Origin of the sequence: Novosphingobium sp. APW14 (genome assembly GCF_032337075.1) — a bacterium.
In the GTDB taxonomy this organism is placed as follows: Bacteria; Pseudomonadota; Alphaproteobacteria; order Sphingomonadales; family Sphingomonadaceae; genus Novosphingobium.
On record NZ_JAVYAB010000003.1, the window covers coordinates 165,534 to 180,972 of the forward strand.

The window sequence follows — 15,439 nt, forward strand, 5'->3', positions numbered from 1 at the left end:
ATTGAGCGGCTTGTACAGTTGGACGAACAAAAAAACCGGTGCGGAATAGACCGGACCCGTGCAGTCGCCACGCCCCGTGGCTGGCAGGACTGGCTGCATTCTGACCCATCGCGCGGGGCTTACCTTTGGCATGGCCAGTAGGATGACAGGTTTCAGTGGGGTAGGAAAATGGCCGCTCGTCAGAACTTTTCCAGCGCCGCACGGTTGGTAATAGCGATCCTGCGATAAGCCCGGCGCACTGCTCCCACTTGCTCGAGCCGAGCCAGCACTTGCCCTGCTGTCACCCGCGACACGCCGGCGCGATCTGCCAGCGATTGCTGGGTGAGCGACAATTCGCAGCCTTCGCGCTCTGTCAGATCCAGCAAGAGGCGGGCAATTCGGGCTTCAGCTGTCAAGCTGCGCTCCCGATCGATCAAATCGAGCGCAAGCCGCAGCTGGTGGGCAAGCGAGGTGAGAAGGGCCCGGGCAAAGGCAGGCTCGTCCGCCAGCAAGCGATCAACCTGCGCGGCGCTCACGCGGACCAATACAGACCGCTCTTGCGCAACGGCATCGACCTGGCGGGGTGTCGCAGCAAAGTGCGCCAGTTCGCCGAACAGATCGCCAGCGCCCAGCACGGCAAAGACAGTAACCGCGCCTTCGGCCCCGTACCTACAAATTGCGACGCGTCCGGCTTCGATCATCCAGAACCCGTCACTGCCATCGCCCTGCTGCTGAATGAACTGCCCGGCGGAGAACACGATCTTCCGTCCGGCTTGGCGCAGCACCGCGGCCAGTGCCGGATCGGCACGGGTCGGGCCGATTGCAGATAAATGATAAACACTTTGCATTCTTTGCTGCGATGCACCTTTATAATGCGGCTAGCAAGAAACGAGCAGCAAGCTCGGGCACGGGAGAGGGAGCCATGACTGCGTCGAGCTGGCTGGTAATTGGTATCTACATCGCCTTCGGGCTGCTCGAACTGGTCCGGTCGGACCTGTTTTCCAAGCAGGAGCAATGTCGCAACGACGGGATCGTGGAGGCGGTGTCGACCGTGCTGCTGTTAACCGTGACCCAGCCGCTGATCATAGTTGCCGCCGGACTGATAGGAACGCGTTACTTCCCGCAGTACCAGGGCGCGCTGGCGCAGATCGGCATTCTGCCAGCTTTGATGCTGTTCCTCGTGTTCGAGGATATGATGCAATACTGGTGGCACCGCGCCTCACACAGTTTCGCCTGGCTCTACAACCTGCACCGCGCACACCACAACGCCCGCTACATGAGTGTGCGGCTCGTCTATCGCAACAATGTGATCTACTACGCGATGATGCCCAGCCTGTGGTTTGCCGGGGCGCTGATCTACCTTGGCCTTGGCTGGTTCTATGCGGGTTACCTGGTGGTCAAGATGCTGGTGATCATCGGCGCGCACAGCGACATTGCATGGGATGCCTCGTTGTATCGGATCAAGTGGCTTTCGCCGGTAATGTGGCTGGTCGAGCGGACAATCTCGACCCCGGCCACTCACCATGCACACCACGGTCGCCACCTCAGCGACCCGGCGGTCCATTACAAGGGCAATTACGGAAACCTGCTGTTCTTCTGGGACGTGCTGTTCGGCACGGCGCGGATTACGCGAACCTATCCGACCAGCTATGGGGTGGAAAACCTCCCCGATGCCACACTGGGTCAGCAACTGCTGTGGCCGATCTTCCCCGAAAACACCGATATGGACCGCCTTGTGCCGGGGGCCTCGCCTGCATCCGCTCAGATCGCGGCACAGGTTTGATCGCGAGGGTCTGGTTCTAACGGGTCAACTGATCGCCAAGGAAGGTCGCCACCTCGGCCAGATCGACGTCCTTCGCCAGGAAGGCCTCGCCGATATCTTTCATCAGAACGAAAGGCAGGGTGCCGGCGTCCATCTTTTTGTCGTGGAGCATATGCGCCACCAACGCCTGGCCATCGCAGTTGAGGCCGAGGGTGGCGATCTCGCTGGCCATGCCGACGTCGGCGAAGTGCGCGGCGATCCGGTCTGCGGCGGCGGCGGTGATCAGCCCGCGGCGGGCCGAGAAACGCGCGGCTAGGATCATGCCGAGGGCAACGCCTTCACCGTGGAGCAGCCGATCCGAAAAGCCGGTCTGCGCCTCAAGCGCATGGCCAAAGGTGTGGCCCAGGTTGAGCAGGGCGCGCAGGCCCAGGGTCTCGCGCTCATCCGCCTTGACGATTTTTGCCTTGGCCGCGACCGAGTGGGCGACCGCCTGTTCGCGCAGGTCCGCATCGCCCGCCAGCATCGCTGCGCCATGGGCCACGCACCAGTCAAAGAACCGGGCATCGCCGAGCAGGCCGTATTTCACCACTTCGGCATAGCCGGCCAGCAGCTCGCGCCGGGGGAGGGTGTTCAGCAGATCAAGATCGGCCAGGACCAGTGCGGGTTGGTGGAAGGCGCCGACCAGGTTCTTGCCCGCAGGGGTGTTGATCGCGGTCTTGCCGCCAACGCTGGAATCGACCTGCGCCAACAGCGAGGTCGGCACCTGGATGAAATTGCAGCCGCGCTTGAGGATGGAGGCGGCGAACCCGGTCAGGTCCCCGATCACGCCGCCGCCCAGCGCAATAATGTGATCGCCGCGTTCGACCTCTTCGGCCAGCAGCCAGTCAACCGTGGCGGCGAGCTGGTTCCAGCTTTTGCTGGCTTCCCCGGCGGGGAGCACGCGCCATGCAGCCTCGTGGCCGGCGGCGGCTAGGGCGGCATCGACCATGCTGGCGCAGGCGGCGTGGACATTGGCGTCGGTCACGATCGGCACGCGGCGCTTGCGCAGGCGCGGTCCGGCAATCTCGGCCAGACGGGGCAGCAGACCGGAGCCGACGTGAACCTCATAAGGGCGGCCAGCAATGTCGACCGGGATTACAGCCATGCGTCAATTTCCTTCAGGACCCGCGCCACGGTGCGCGCTTGCGGGCCGCGCCCGGAGGTAACGTGGATTGGCGCCTCGGCATAGGCCGGGCGGCGCTCATCGCGCAGCCGGGTGAGGATTTCGCGCGGGTCACCCTGCCGCAGCAGCGGACGGGTATCCTTGCGGGTGGTGCGCTCAACCAGCGTATCGATATCGGCATCGAGCCAGACGGTGATCGCCTTTGCCAGGATCAGCGCGCGGGTTTCGGGATTGATGAAGGCACCGCCGCCGGTGGCTATCACCTTGCGCTCACCATCCATCAGCCGGGCGATCACGCGGCGTTCCCCATCGCGAAAGGCGCCTTCGCCGTGGCGGTCAAAAATTTCGGATATGGAGAGCTGAGCGGCCTGCTCAATCGCCTCGTCCGCGTCGACAAAGGGGAGGTGAAGCAAAGCAGATAGCCGCCGGCCGATGCTCGACTTGCCGGTGCCCATCATCCCGACCAGCACGACCGGACGATCGATCCGCCGCGCGAGGGCGTCGACATCGGTGCTCGACTGTTCGGTTTCGTCATGGTCCATTGCGGCCCTGCCTATAGATGGGCTAACCGGGTTCGCAAGTATTGGACAGGTTTCGGGGCAGAAAGGCAAAACGTGGCGGTGAGGGTGCGCAAGGGATGGCTGGTGCTGGCTGTGGCCGTTGCGACGCTGCTCGGCTGGGCCTGGCACGATGGCGGCGAACAGCCGCAGCGCCTGATTGCCGAACCTGTTGCGCTGCCGGGGGTTAATCGATGAAGCGGAACATGGCCCTGCTGGCACTGGGTTCGGCGCTGGCGCTGAGCTCTGCCCTGGTCCTGGCGCAGAATGCGCCCGAATCGCTGCTGCCGCCCGGCTTTGACAAGCCGCGAGCCGCGCCTTCGCGCGCTACTGCACCGCAGCCACCAGCGCGGCCGGCTGCTGCGCCGGTCACGGTGACACGGGGCAGTTCGGCGGGTGGGAATGGCGGCGCGGCAAGCATTTCCGTGCCCGTCGTCCAGCCGGTGCCGGGCGGGACGAGTGCGGCTGCGGCACCGGTCCTGCCGGCCGGGGTGCGCATTCCCACGCTGCAAGAGCTTGAGGCGATGTCACCCGATGAGCTGGACCAGCTGCTGGGTCTGAAGCCACGGTCCGATATGCCGCCGGCTGCGCGCCGCTCGCTCAAGCAGGTCGGGGTGCTGGCCGATTACGAAGGCGGGCTGCCCGCCGGGGCGCTGACCCGGCAGAGCGGGGCGCTGGTCAGGGCTACGCTGGATGGCAACAAGGGGCAGCTGGTCTCGCGCTGGGGGCATATCCTGCTGCGCCGGGCACTCGCCTCGCGGCTTGATGCGCCGCAGGGGATGAACCCGGCCGATTTCGCGGCCAGCCGCGCGGCGCTGCTGGTGCGAATGGGTGAGGGCGAAGTGGCCCGCGCCGTGGTGCAGGATGTTGACGCCGGCAACTATACCGACAGCCTGACCCGCGCTGCGCTGGATGCCTATGCCTTTACCGCCGACATTACCGGGATCTGCCCGGCAATCACCGTGCAGGGCGGCGCACGCAAGGATGCCGAATGGCGCGTGCTGCGCAGCGTTTGCCAGGCCTTCCAGGGCGATGGCACGGCGGCCATGGCGCAGCTTGACCGCATGCAGGGTGGGGGCGTCTGGCCCAAGATCGACATGCTGCTGGCGCAGAAATACGCCGGTGCCGCGGGCAAATCGCGCCGGGCGGTGACGATCGAGTGGGACGGAGTCAGCGAGATGACACCGTGGCGCTATGCCTTCACCATCGCCACCGGGCTGGAGCCGCCGGCGGCGCTGATGCGTAATGCACCCGATCGCTATGCCTATGTCGCGGCATTGGCGCCCATGGTGCCACTGACCACGCGGGCCGAAGGGGCGGACAAGGCGGCAGCGGCGGGCATCCTGTCGAGCTCGGCGATGGTCGATCTCTATAGCCAGATTTACGCGCAGGACGACATCACCGGTGATTGGGCCGACCGGGCGGGGCTGCTCCGCACGGCCTATACGGGTGAAGCGGCCTCGGATCGCATGGCGGCAATTTCCCAGCTGTGGGACGGAGCCAAGGATAGCCGGGTGCGCTATTCGCGGCTGGTGCTGACCGCCTATGCTGCGGCCCGCATGCCGGTGGACGACAGCTTTGCCGACCAGTCGGCCGATCTTGTCGCCTCGATGCTGGCGGCGGGGCTCGATGGCAATGCGCTGCGCTGGGCCAGCCAGGCCGAAGTTGGCTCGCTGGCCTGGGCGCAGCTGGTTCTGGCTTCGCCCAACCGCGGGAACCCGGTACCGTCGGGCGCGCTCGAATCCTTCCATTCCGACGATGAGAGCGACAATTACCGCAAGTCACGGTTCCTGCTGGCCGGGCTGGCCGGGCTGGGCCGGGTCGAACAGGCGACGGCTGCCGATTTCGCTTCCAAGCTTGAAATCAACCTCGACCGCCGGACCCGCTGGACGCGGCTGATCGATCAGGCCGCCGATGTGAACAATCCGGCGCTGGTCTGTTTCCTGGCGGGCGTGGGGATGCAGGGCGATGGCTGGGACAAGATGACCAGCGTCCACCTGTACCATATCGTTTCGGCGCTTAACCGCGTCGGCCTTTCCGCCGAAGCCCGGATGATCGCGGCCGAGGCGGTTGCCCGGGGGTAGGCCGCTGTCAGCCGCCGTCGATGCGTTCCTGGCCATGCTGGCGGCGGAACGCGGGGCCGCCGCGAACACGCTGGCGGCCTATCGCCGCGATCTCGAATCCGCAGAGGCCGCGATTGGCCCGCTGACCGGAGTGGACCGCGCGGATCTGGCGCGGCTGGCCGGGGTCTGGTCTGACCTTGCCCCTGCCAGCCTGGCGCGCAAATGCTCTGCGCTGCGGCAGTGCTTTGGTTTTCTGGTTGATGAAGGCTGGCGCGGGGATGATCCTTCGCCGGCGCTGCCGCGCCCGCGCACCCGCCGCCCGCTGCCGCGGATCCTGGGGCACGGCGATGTCGAGGCGCTGTTCAAGACCGCCGAGCTCGAGGCTGAGGGCGACCGGCCCGATGCCGTGCGGCTGCTGGCCCTGCTGGAGCTGCTTTATGGCTCGGGCCTGCGGGCGAGCGAACTGGTCTCGCTGCCGCTCAACGCCGTCCCGCGCGATGCGCCGTTCCTGAACATTACTGGGAAGGGCGGGCAGCAGCGGCTGGTTCCGGTCAGCACGCGCGCGCGGCAGGCGTTGTCGCGCTGGCTGGCGCTGCGTGGGGACAAGGGGCGGTTGCTGTTTCCCTCGACCGGCAAGAGCGGACACCTGACACGGGTGCGCCTGTTCCAGTTGTTGCGTGAATTGGCGCTGCGCGCCGGGCTCGATCCCGAACGGGTCAGCCCGCACGTGCTGCGCCATGCCTTTGCCACGCACCTGCTGGAAGGCGGCGCCGACCTGCGCGTGCTGCAGACCCTGCTGGGCCATGCCGATATCGCCACGACCCAGATCTATACCCATGTCGATTCGGCACGGCTGGTTGAACTGGTTAACGCGCGGCATCCTCTTGCCCATCGCCGCCCGGCGGGCTAGCGCAGAAGCATGATTTCCTATCTTGAATTCGAAAAGCCGGTCGCCACGCTTGAAGCACGGATCGCCGAACTGCGCGCCGCGGCCGAAGGCGGGGATGTTGACATTGCCGCGGAGATCCGCCGGCTTGAGATGAAGAGCGCGGACCTGCTGGCCAGCACCTATGCCGCGCTGACGCCCTGGCAGAAGACACAAGTCGCCCGGCACCCGATGCGCCCGCATTTCCGCGATTTCATCGCCGGGGCCTTTACCGATTTCGTGCCGCTGGGGGGTGACCGCTGCTATGGTGAGGATCACGCGATCATTGGCGGCCTGGCCAAGCTGGGCAACCGCCGGGTGGTGGTGATCGGCCATGAAAAGGGGCACGACACCCAAAGCCGGATCAAGCACAATTTCGGGATGGGCAAGCCCGAAGGCTATCGCAAGGCGATCCGCCTGATGGAAATGGCCAGCCGGTTCGGCCTGCCAGTGGTGACCCTGGTCGATACGTCTGGCGCGTTTCCGGGGGTTGAGGCCGAGGAACGCGGACAGGCCGAAGCCATTGCCCGTTCGACCGAGGCCTGCCTGGCGCTTGAGGTGCCGATGGTGGCCGTGATCGTGGGTGAGGGCGGTTCGGGCGGTGCGGTGGCGCTGGCCAGTGCCGAACGCGTGCTGATGTTCGAACATGCCGTCTATTCGGTGATCAGCCCCGAAGGCTGTGCTTCGATCCTGTGGCGTACTGCGGAGAAGGCGGCCGACGCGGCCGAAGCCATGCGCGTGACCGCTCAGCACCTGCTGGAACTGGGCGTGATCGACCGGATCGTGAAGGAACCGATTGGCGGGGCGCACCGCGATCCGCAGCTGGCGATTGATGGCCTGGCCAAGGCCATCGGTGAGGAGCTGGATGCGCTGGCCAAGCATAGCCCGGCCAAGCTGCGCGCCCTGCGCGAAGAACGCTTCCTGCGGATCGGCGAAGGCTGATCAGCGAAAGCTGGCGTGCGAAGGGTTTAGATAGCCAGAGCGGGAACTTTTACGGTTCCAATTCCGTTCAGCCGGTCTAGCAATAGGATCGGGTCAAACGGAATGGGAGCAGCTGCTCATGTCTAGCAATTTCAGATATATCGCGCTGGCTACCGCCGGCTGTGCGACGATCCTGGCTTCCTCGGCATGTGGCGGCGGGGCGGCCAGTGCGCAGGCGGTGCCGCAGGCCGCAGCGGTTCAAGCCATCAGCGCCAAGGACAAGGCCGAAGGAGCCAAGGCCCACCCGCAACTGCTGGAAGAATTCGGCGGAGCAGATGCCGGCCCACAGGCGGCCTATGTTGAAGCTATTGGCAAGAACGTGGCGGTGCAATCTGGCCTCAGCAACGCGCGGGGTGACTTTACCGTTACCCTGCTCAATTCACCCGTGAACAACGCCTTCGCCATTCCGGGCGGCTATATTTACGTTACCCGCCAACTGGTGGCGCTGATGAACAACGAGGCGGAGCTGGCCGGGGTGTTGGGGCATGAAGTGGGCCACGTGGCCGCCCGCCATGCCGCCAAGCGGCAGAGCGCGGCGACCAAGAATACCATCCTTGGCGTGCTGGGTGCCGTGATTTCAGGCGCGGTGCTTGGCAACAGCCAGGTGGGCCAGCTGTTCCAGCGCGGGTTCCTGCAAGGTTCGCAGCTGCTTACGCTCAAGTACTCCAGAGCGCAGGAGACCGAATCCGACAATCTGGGGATCAGTTATCTCGGCAAGGCCGGGTATGATCCGCGCGCGATGAGCACCGTGCTGCAATCGCTGGCCAACCAGAATGCGCTGGATGCGCGGCTGATGGGATCAAGCAACCAGGTTCCGGCCTGGGCCTCGACCCACCCCGATCCGGCCTCGCGCGTCCGCACGGCGCTGGCCCGGGCGGGCAGCAATGCCACCGGGCTGACTAACCGCGATACATTCCTGACCCGGATTACCGGCCTGACCTATGGCGACGATCCAAAGCAGGGCGTGGTCGAAGGGCGGAAGTTTTCGCACCCGGGATTGAAGCTGGCTTATGAAGCGCCCAATGGCTTTTACATGATGAACGGCACCCGCGCGGTGGCGATCAACGGCCAATCCGGGCGCGGGCAGTTTACCACCGGCCCGTTTTCGGGCGATCTTGATGCCTATGTCCGAAGCGCATTTGCCGGTCTGACCGAGCAGGGGCAGCAGCAGATCGATCCGGGGCAGGTCAACCGGACCACGGTTAATGGCTTGCCGGCGGCCTATTCCACGGCGCGGGTTAACACCGGCGACGGCATGGTCGATGTGACGATCTTTGCCTATCAGTTTGCAGCAGACCAGGCGTTTCACTTTGTGACGATTGCCCAGGCCGGCGGCGCGGGCGTGTTTGATTCGATGTATCGATCAATGCGGCGGATAACCGCGGCAGAGGCTGCGGCGATCAAGCCGCGGCGGCTGGCGGTGATTACGACGCGGGCAGGCGATACCGTGCAATCGCTGGCCAGCCGCATGGCTTATACCGATGCGCCGCTGGATCGTTTCCTGGTCTTGAACGGGCTGACTGCGTCAAGCCGGATTACTGCGGGGCAGAAGGTCAAGCTGGTTACCTATTGAGCGCTGCTAGCCAACAACGAAAAGGGCGGCGGGTTTCCCCGCCGCCCTCTTGTTGCGTAGTCGAATGACGAGCGCTTAGTTGCTCTTCGCCATTTCGGTCGCGGTCTTGTTGAAGGTGGTCTTCAGCTGGTTGCCCAGGCCCTGCATTGCGGTGATCGCGGCAACGGCGATCAGAGCGGCGATCAGGCCATATTCGATGGCGGTGGCACCAGCGTTGTCACGAAACAGCTTGTTGATGAACTTCATGGTCAGTCTCCTGTAGCAGTCTTAAGTACCCGGCTCTTTTCCTGTCACCCAGATCGAGCGATCTCCGGATTAGGTGATAAGTCTTGCAAATTATTTAACCGCCTGCCGCCGCCTGGCTTGAAGCCGAAACCTTGCTGGCGATGCTCGTCCACAACGCCGAATTCTCATTGGCAAAGCTCTGCAGCGCCGAAAGCATGGCCAGAACGATGAGACCGCAGATCAGCCCCATTTCTACGGCTGAAGTGCCGCGCTCATCGCTGATCAGGTTCTTGGCAAATGCGGCTAACATGCTTTCCTCTCCGCGATTTGTGCGGGTAGGTATGACTTCGCATCACAACCCTAACGATTGATTGAGAACGGACCTTAAAGTGCAAAAAAATCCGACAATGGTTCTGGTGGTCGCGGCGGCGCTGATCGATGGGGATGGCCGGATTCTGATGCACCAACGCAAGCTCGGCACCGCTTTGGGTGGGCTGTGGGAGTTCCCCGGCGGTAAGGTCGAGGTAAGTGAAGACCCCTATTCGGCGTTAATTCGCGAATTGGCGGAGGAACTGGGGATCGAGGTTGAAGCCCGCGATCTGCATTACCTTGACCAGTCGAGCGAGCCCGAAAACCCCCATGTCATCATGCTTTACATGTGCCGAAGTTGGACGGGCGAGCCGCTTTGCCTGGCCGGGGAGGCTCTGGCGTGGGTGCGACCGGACGACTTGCTGGGGCTGGAAATGCCGCCGCTCGATGTGCCTTTGGCGCGGACGTTGATTTCGTCGATTTAGCCGCTTGCCAAGCCCGAACGACCTGCCTATGAGCGCCACTCCAACGCGCCCGTAGCTCAGCTGGATAGAGCATCAGACTACGAATCTGAGGGTCGGACGTTCGAATCGTTCCGGGCGCGCCATTACAAAACGGGCTCACCGCAAGGTGGGCCCGTTTTGTATTTGCGGATCACGGACCGCGTCGAATTTCGGAGTCTGAGCGAAGCGAAGACGATCGAGCCGTAAACCAGGACAATCGTTCCGGGCGCCGGGACCGCCACGATTGCCGTCTTCCGCGGCCTACTGCGCAACCAATCCCTTGCCCGCACGGTTTTTGCTGCCCAGCCTCCCTTGAGCAGCTATGAGGGCCTGTGGCCGAAGAACCGACAGTTTCAGCACATTCGGGCTCATCACCATCGGTCTGGCGCTATGCCAGGGCCAGCCGTGTCCACGTGGTAATCGATGCGGCGCCCTATTTTGCGCTGATGCAGCAGGCGCTGATGCGCGCGCGGCAGCGGATCATGATGATCGGTTGGGATTTTGATACCCGAATCCTGCTGGGCCAGGGCCGGCGGTGGTGGAACCTGCCCGACAAGCTGGCCAACCCGGCGCGGCTGGGGCCCTTTGTTATCTGGCTGTGCAAGCGCACGCGCGGGCTGGAGGTACGGGTGCTGAAATGGAATTTCGGGGCGCTGAAGTTCATCTTCCGCGGCTCGATGATCCTCGACCTCTATCGCTGGTGGCGCAATCCGGCGATCGACTTCAAGTTCGATTCGGCGCACCCGCTGGGGTGCAGCCATCACCAGAAGATCGTGGTGATCGACGATCGCTTCGCCGTCTGCGGCGGGATCGACATGACTGCCGGGCGGTGGGACACGCCTGAACATAAGGAGGGGGACCTGCGCCGCCGCCTGCCATTCTCGCCGCGGCTGTTCGGTCCATGGCATGACCTGACGCTGATGGTGGAGGGCGATGCGGCCACAGCGCTGGGGGATTTGGGGCGCGAGCGTTGGCAGCAGGCGGGCGGCAAGCCGATGGAGCCTTGCGCGCCGCAGGTGTCCAGCCCCTGGCCTTCGGCGTTGAAGGCCGATTTTCACGACGTTGAAGTGGGCATTTCGCGGACCCGATCGCGTTGGAACACAGTAAGCGAAGTGCGCGAGATCGAGGCGCTGTTCCTGGAGCATATCGCCCGGGCCCGGCGCTTCATCTATGCCGAAAGCCAATACTTCGCCTCAAGGCTGATCGCCGAGGCGATTGCCAGGCGGATGGCGGAGCCAGACCCGCCCGAGGTCGTGCTGATCAATCCGCTGACCGCCGAAGGCTGGTTGGAAGTGGTGGCGATGGACGGGGCGCGGGTTCGGCTGGCGCACGCAATCAAAGACGTCGATCACCGGGGGCGGTTCCGGATTTTCGTTCCCTTTAATGCTGCAGGAACGCCGATCTATGTCCATTCCAAGACGATGATCGTCGATGACGAGATCCTGCGGATCGGTTCGGCCAACATGAACAACCGCTCGCTGGGGCTGGATAGCGAATGCGACATGTTCATCGATGCGGCGCGTCCGGGCAATGGCCATGCCCGCAGCGGGATCACCAAGCTGCGCCACGCGCTGCTGGCCGAGCACCTGGGCCTGCCACGGCGCGAGGTCGAGGCCGCGCTGGAGCAGGATCCGTCGATGTTGGCGCTGATCGCCAGGGCACCGCGGCGGGGCAAGTACCTTGAACCTTTTGCCTTGCGTCCCCTGACCGAAACGGAGAGAGCGGTGGCCGATAACGCCCTGCTTGATCCCGAACGGCCCGAAGAAATGTTCGAACCGTTCAGCAAGCGCCAGGGGCTGTTTCGCCGCGGCAGCTTCCTGCGCCGTCCGCGAATGGAGGTTTGACCATGGGATGCGATCACGAACGGGATGAGAACGGCAAGCTGCCGGTGCCAGACCAGGTGCAGGAGGCGATCCGCACCCTGATCCGCTGGTCGGGCGATGATCCGCAGCGCGAAGGCCTGCTCGATACCCCGGCGCGGGTGGCGCGGGCGTGGAAGGAATATTGCCAGGGTTACGGCGAGGATCCGGCCCAGCACCTGTCGCGCCAGTTCGAGGAAGTGGGCGGCTATGATGAACTGGTTCTGCTGAAGGACATCCCGTTCCAGTCGCACTGCGAACACCACATGGCCCCGATTACCGGCAAGGCGGCGATCGCCTATATGCCGAAGAACCGCGTGGTCGGGATTTCCAAGCTGGCCCGCGTGCTCCACGGCTATGCCCGCCGCCTGCAGATCCAGGAACGGCTGACCGCCGAAGTCGCCCAGTGCATCTGGGACAATCTTCAGCCGCATGGTGTGGCCGTGGTGATCGAGGCGGAGCACGGTTGCATGACCGGGCGCGGGGTCCGCACTCCCGGCGTGGGCATGGTCACCAGCCGCCTGCTTGGCTGCTTCCTGGATGACCATCGCAGCCGCAAGGAAGTGCTCAGCCTGATGGGTTACTGACGGCCCCCGGCGCAAGGCCGGGGACCGCAACGGCTGGATTACCGCTTCGTCGCGCTTTCGTACCAGGCCGCGAGGTCATCACGCATTTGCGTGAGGGCTTGCGGGTTCAGGTAGATCATGTGCCCGCTCTGGTAATACTTGAACGCGATGTTCCGGCGCAGTTCGGGCGTCAGGCCCAGGTGCGCGGCATCGTATTCGGTGCTGTAGAACGGCGTTGCCGCGTCATAGTAGCCGTTGAGGAACAACACCTTCATGTGCGGGTTGGTGCGCATCGTATAGGCGAGGTCGATCCCGGTGTTGGGCGAAGTCTGGGCGCCGCGCTCGCCAGGGGCACGGTGGCGCCAGTCCCAATCGAACGAACTGTCGCGGGCTGACTGCTTGTAGGGCATGTCGGTCTTGTAGCCGAGGGTGCGGGCGGCATAGTCCTGGAAGCTGGCAATGTAAGCGCCAGTAATGCCGGTGCTGGCCGGATCCTCGTCGGGGCTGTCGGCATTGGCGTCGGCCACGTTGAGCAGGTAGCGGGTATCAAGGCGGCCGGTTGCCACTCCGCGATCACGCAGCAGTTCGGTCTGGAAATGGCCGAGCGAAACCCGCAGCCGCGAGCGGAGCAGGTAATCGACCGACAGGCCGGTGAACCTGGCCATCTGTCCGGCGACCTTGCGGGCTTCATCTGGGCTGATATCATCGCCCTTGGCCAGTGCTGCGGCATAGGGACCGGCGACAAAGGCGCGGACTTCCGTGAGGAACTGTTCCAGGCTGGCCGGGCGCTCGGGCAGGCGGTTGTGATACCAGGCCGTAGCGGCATAGGTTGGGAACAGGATCATGCTGTTCTGGTCATAGCCCGGCTGGCGCACGCCATAGTTGAGGATCGTGGAGAACATCACGATCCCGTCCAGGCTCATCCCGCGCTGTTCCAGCAGCGCACCGATCGCCCCGGCGCGCAGCGTGCCATAGCTTTCGCCAAACAGCACCTTGGGGCTCAGCCAGCGGTTGTTCTTGGCCACATAGCGCGTGATCGCGCGGGCAAAGGCATCGGCATCCTGATCGACGCCCCAGAAATCCTTGCCGGTCTTGTCACCCAGCGGACGCGACCAACCCGCGCCGATTGCATCGATAAAAACCATGTCGGTCTTGTCGATCAGGCTGTCCGGATTGGGGCGCAGGGCATATTGCGATGGCGCGACATAGACCGGATCGCCGGTCTGGACCCGGATCGGGGCAAAGCTGCCCATATGCAGCCAGATCGTGGGTGAACCCGGACCGCCATTGAAAAAGAAGGTGACCGGACGGTTGCCGCCGCCGTCCTTGGTATAGGCGGTGTAGAACAGGCTGGCGGTAGGCTTGCCGTCATCATCGCGGATGGTGAGGGTGCCGGCGGTGGCGGTATAGGGGATCTTCACCCCGCGCACGGTTGCGGTGCCCTTGCTGACGGCGCTGGCTTCCTCGACCGGTGGCTTGACCCAGGCCTGTTCGACCTCGGCGATCATCGCCTCTTTGCGGGACTTGGCGGCCTCGGGTCGCTTGTCCTGGCTCAGAACCGGAGTGGCGAGCGTAAGGGCGCTGGTGGCAAGCAACAGCAGGCTGGCGGCAAGGCGCATGGTATATTGATCCCCCATTGGTGTGACCCGGCGCCGTGATGGCGCGGGCTGGCCGGTGTCGCAAGGGGGAGGGTGCGGAGCTTCCGCAAACGGCCAACGCGGCCCGATGGGCGGCGTGGCCGGTATCGGCAGGAAACTGGCGCCAGCCCGGCCGGCGCCAGTTCCGTTTGCACTTAGAGGTTTTCGATCAGGTGTTCGGCCGAGCTCACCTTGAACTCGCCCGGGGCTTCGACGTGGAGCTGTTCGACCACACCATCGTTGACCACCATGGAAAAGCGCTGACCGCGCAGGCCCAGGCCAAAGCCCGAGCCATCCATGGTCAGGCCCACGGCCTTGGCGAAATCGCCGTTGCCATCGGCCAGCATGGCGACGTCCTGCGAACCCGAGGCCTTGCCCCAGGCACCCATCACGAAGGGATCGTTGACCGCCGTGCAGGCGATTTCGTCGATGCCCTTGGCCTTCAGTTCGCCGGCCTTTTCAACATAGCCGGGCAGGTGCTTGGCCGAGCAGGTCGGGGTGAAAGCGCCCGGGACCGAAAACAGCGCAACGCGCTTGCCCTTGAAATAATCGGCGCTCTGCACCGCTTCGGGGCCGTTCTCGGTGGCCTTGACCAGCTTTACGTCGGGCAGCTTGTCGCCAACAGCAATCGTCATTCTTATTCTCCTGTCAGGAAGGGGCGGGAAATTGCTGTCCTGATATAGGTCACGATGCGGACACGGCAACGCTTGGCATCGTTAATTCCGCTTTACCCCGCCATTTTAAAAAGCGGTAAATTTGCCGCGGCAGTCTGACGGTGCGGGAACAAGGTCCCGCCGGGAGACTGCACATGGGGATTGCCAAGGGATTGGTGGGCACTGCCGCCCTGTTGGGTATGCTGGCCAGCGGGCCGGCCAGCGCCGGATCGTTTGAAGAGGCCGAAAAGCTGCGCCGGCTGGATATCATGCTGATGGTTACGGGGCTGCGCTGCCGCAACACGCCCGACAATTTTCAGGCCGATTATGGCCGCTTCACCACCAACCACATCACCGAACTGAACGCCGCCAGCCATGCGATGCAGGACCAGCTGGCACAGCGTTTCGGACCGGGTAATGCCGCCCGTGCGCTCGACAAGATCAGCGTGACCATGGCCAACACTTACGGACAGGGGCACCCCTGGCTCAGCTGCGCGCAATTGAAGGTTGCCACCCGCAGCCTGGCCGAGGCGCGGGGCGTGGCGGTCTTGGCCGAGGCGGCAGACCAGCTGCTGGCCAGCAGCGGCTCCGCCCGCTTTGCCTGGGCGCGTTGAGATCATATAAAGCAATCTTTATATTTGCCTCTAAGGCGCTGAGCGGCTAAGGGCGGCGTCATGATTGGCGC

17 protein-coding genes and 1 tRNA gene are annotated in these 15,439 nt (G+C 64.2%); 11 read left to right on the top strand and 7 right to left on the bottom strand.

Annotation, left to right across the window (positions count from 1 at the left end):
* Nucleotides 1–179 precede the first annotated feature (179 nt).
* Nucleotides 180–827, bottom strand: coding sequence for a Crp/Fnr family transcriptional regulator (locus RQP55_RS05310; protein ID WP_315609147.1), 648 nt, complete (start codon nucleotides 825–827; stop codon nucleotides 180–182).
* Nucleotides 828–901: 74 nt separating this feature from the next.
* Between RQP55_RS05310 and RQP55_RS05315 the strand changes: the two genes are divergently transcribed.
* Nucleotides 902–1,762 carry a sterol desaturase family protein gene (locus RQP55_RS05315; RefSeq protein ID WP_315609148.1) on the top strand — a complete coding sequence of 287 codons (861 nt, stop codon included), beginning with the start codon at nucleotides 902–904 and terminating at the stop codon, nucleotides 1,760–1,762.
* Between the two features lie 16 nt (nucleotides 1,763–1,778).
* Here RQP55_RS05315 and aroB read toward each other — a convergent pair whose 3' ends face one another.
* Both aroB and RQP55_RS05325 read right to left on the bottom strand, forming a co-directional pair.
* On the bottom strand, nucleotides 1,779–2,885 hold the full coding sequence (gene aroB / locus RQP55_RS05320) for a 3-dehydroquinate synthase (RefSeq protein WP_315609149.1): 1,107 nt from the start codon (nucleotides 2,883–2,885) through the stop codon (nucleotides 1,779–1,781).
* Nucleotides 2,876–3,445, bottom strand: coding sequence for a shikimate kinase (locus RQP55_RS05325; protein WP_315609150.1), 570 nt, complete (start codon nucleotides 3,443–3,445; stop codon nucleotides 2,876–2,878). The genes aroB and RQP55_RS05325 overlap by 10 nt, the downstream gene beginning before the upstream one ends.
* Before the next feature lie 78 nt (nucleotides 3,446–3,523).
* On the opposite strand from RQP55_RS05325, the gene RQP55_RS05330 reads away from it, so the two are divergent.
* From RQP55_RS05330 to RQP55_RS05350, 5 genes are all read left to right on the top strand, one after another.
* A complete protein-coding gene (locus RQP55_RS05330; protein WP_315609151.1) occupies nucleotides 3,524–3,658 on the top strand; it encodes a hypothetical protein in 135 nt (44 codons plus the stop codon).
* Nucleotides 3,655–5,544 carry a hypothetical protein gene (locus tag RQP55_RS05335; protein WP_315609152.1) on the top strand — a complete coding sequence of 630 codons (1,890 nt, stop codon included), beginning with the start codon at nucleotides 3,655–3,657 and terminating at the stop codon, nucleotides 5,542–5,544. The genes RQP55_RS05330 and RQP55_RS05335 overlap by 4 nt, the downstream gene beginning before the upstream one ends.
* On the top strand, nucleotides 5,531–6,433 hold the full coding sequence (locus tag RQP55_RS05340; protein ID WP_315609153.1) for a tyrosine recombinase: 903 nt from the start codon (nucleotides 5,531–5,533) through the stop codon (nucleotides 6,431–6,433). The genes RQP55_RS05335 and RQP55_RS05340 overlap by 14 nt, the downstream gene beginning before the upstream one ends.
* Before the next feature lie 9 nt (nucleotides 6,434–6,442).
* Nucleotides 6,443–7,390, top strand: a complete 948-nt coding sequence (locus RQP55_RS05345) for an acetyl-CoA carboxylase carboxyltransferase subunit alpha (protein WP_315609154.1) — start codon at nucleotides 6,443–6,445, stop codon at nucleotides 7,388–7,390.
* 118 nt (nucleotides 7,391–7,508) lie between these two features.
* The gene (locus RQP55_RS05350; protein WP_315609155.1) at nucleotides 7,509–9,002 is read left to right on the top strand and encodes a M48 family metalloprotease; all 1,494 of its coding nucleotides are present in this window, start codon (nucleotides 7,509–7,511) and stop codon (nucleotides 9,000–9,002) included.
* Between the two features lie 75 nt (nucleotides 9,003–9,077).
* Here RQP55_RS05350 and RQP55_RS05355 read toward each other — a convergent pair whose 3' ends face one another.
* Nucleotides 9,078–9,248: a Flp family type IVb pilin gene (locus tag RQP55_RS05355; protein WP_315609156.1), complete on the bottom strand. Its 171-nt coding sequence runs from the start codon at nucleotides 9,246–9,248 to the stop codon at nucleotides 9,078–9,080.
* Nucleotides 9,249–9,342: 94 nt separating this feature from the next.
* Nucleotides 9,343–9,537, bottom strand: coding sequence for a Flp family type IVb pilin (locus RQP55_RS05360; protein WP_315609157.1), 195 nt, complete (start codon nucleotides 9,535–9,537; stop codon nucleotides 9,343–9,345).
* A 97-nt stretch (nucleotides 9,538–9,634) separates the two neighbouring features.
* On the opposite strand from RQP55_RS05360, the gene RQP55_RS05365 reads away from it, so the two are divergent.
* The 4 genes from RQP55_RS05365 (at nucleotide 9,635) to folE (ending at nucleotide 12,485) form a co-directional block, all read left to right on the top strand.
* On the top strand, nucleotides 9,635–10,021 hold the full coding sequence (locus tag RQP55_RS05365; protein ID WP_315609158.1) for a (deoxy)nucleoside triphosphate pyrophosphohydrolase: 387 nt from the start codon (nucleotides 9,635–9,637) through the stop codon (nucleotides 10,019–10,021).
* A 45-nt stretch (nucleotides 10,022–10,066) separates the two neighbouring features.
* A tRNA-Arg gene (locus RQP55_RS05370) sits at nucleotides 10,067–10,143 on the top strand.
* Between the two features lie 228 nt (nucleotides 10,144–10,371).
* A complete protein-coding gene (locus RQP55_RS05375) occupies nucleotides 10,372–11,883 on the top strand; it encodes a phospholipase D-like domain-containing protein (protein WP_315609159.1) in 1,512 nt (503 codons plus the stop codon).
* Nucleotides 11,884–11,885: 2 nt separating this feature from the next.
* Entirely contained in the window at nucleotides 11,886–12,485 is a 600-nt protein-coding gene (folE, locus tag RQP55_RS05380) for a GTP cyclohydrolase I FolE (RefSeq protein ID WP_315609160.1), read from the top strand.
* Nucleotides 12,486–12,523: 38 nt separating this feature from the next.
* Here folE and RQP55_RS05385 read toward each other — a convergent pair whose 3' ends face one another.
* A complete protein-coding gene (locus tag RQP55_RS05385) occupies nucleotides 12,524–14,083 on the bottom strand; it encodes a S10 family serine carboxypeptidase-like protein (protein WP_315609161.1) in 1,560 nt (519 codons plus the stop codon).
* 173 nt (nucleotides 14,084–14,256) lie between these two features.
* Nucleotides 14,257–14,736 (bottom strand): peroxiredoxin, encoded by a 480-nt coding sequence (locus RQP55_RS05390; RefSeq protein ID WP_315609162.1) that lies wholly within the window; start codon nucleotides 14,734–14,736, stop codon nucleotides 14,257–14,259.
* Nucleotides 14,737–14,909: 173 nt separating this feature from the next.
* On the opposite strand from RQP55_RS05390, the gene RQP55_RS05395 reads away from it, so the two are divergent.
* A complete protein-coding gene (locus RQP55_RS05395; RefSeq protein ID WP_315609163.1) occupies nucleotides 14,910–15,368 on the top strand; it encodes an S-adenosyl-L-homocysteine hydrolase in 459 nt (152 codons plus the stop codon).
* Nucleotides 15,369–15,439 lie beyond the last annotated feature (71 nt).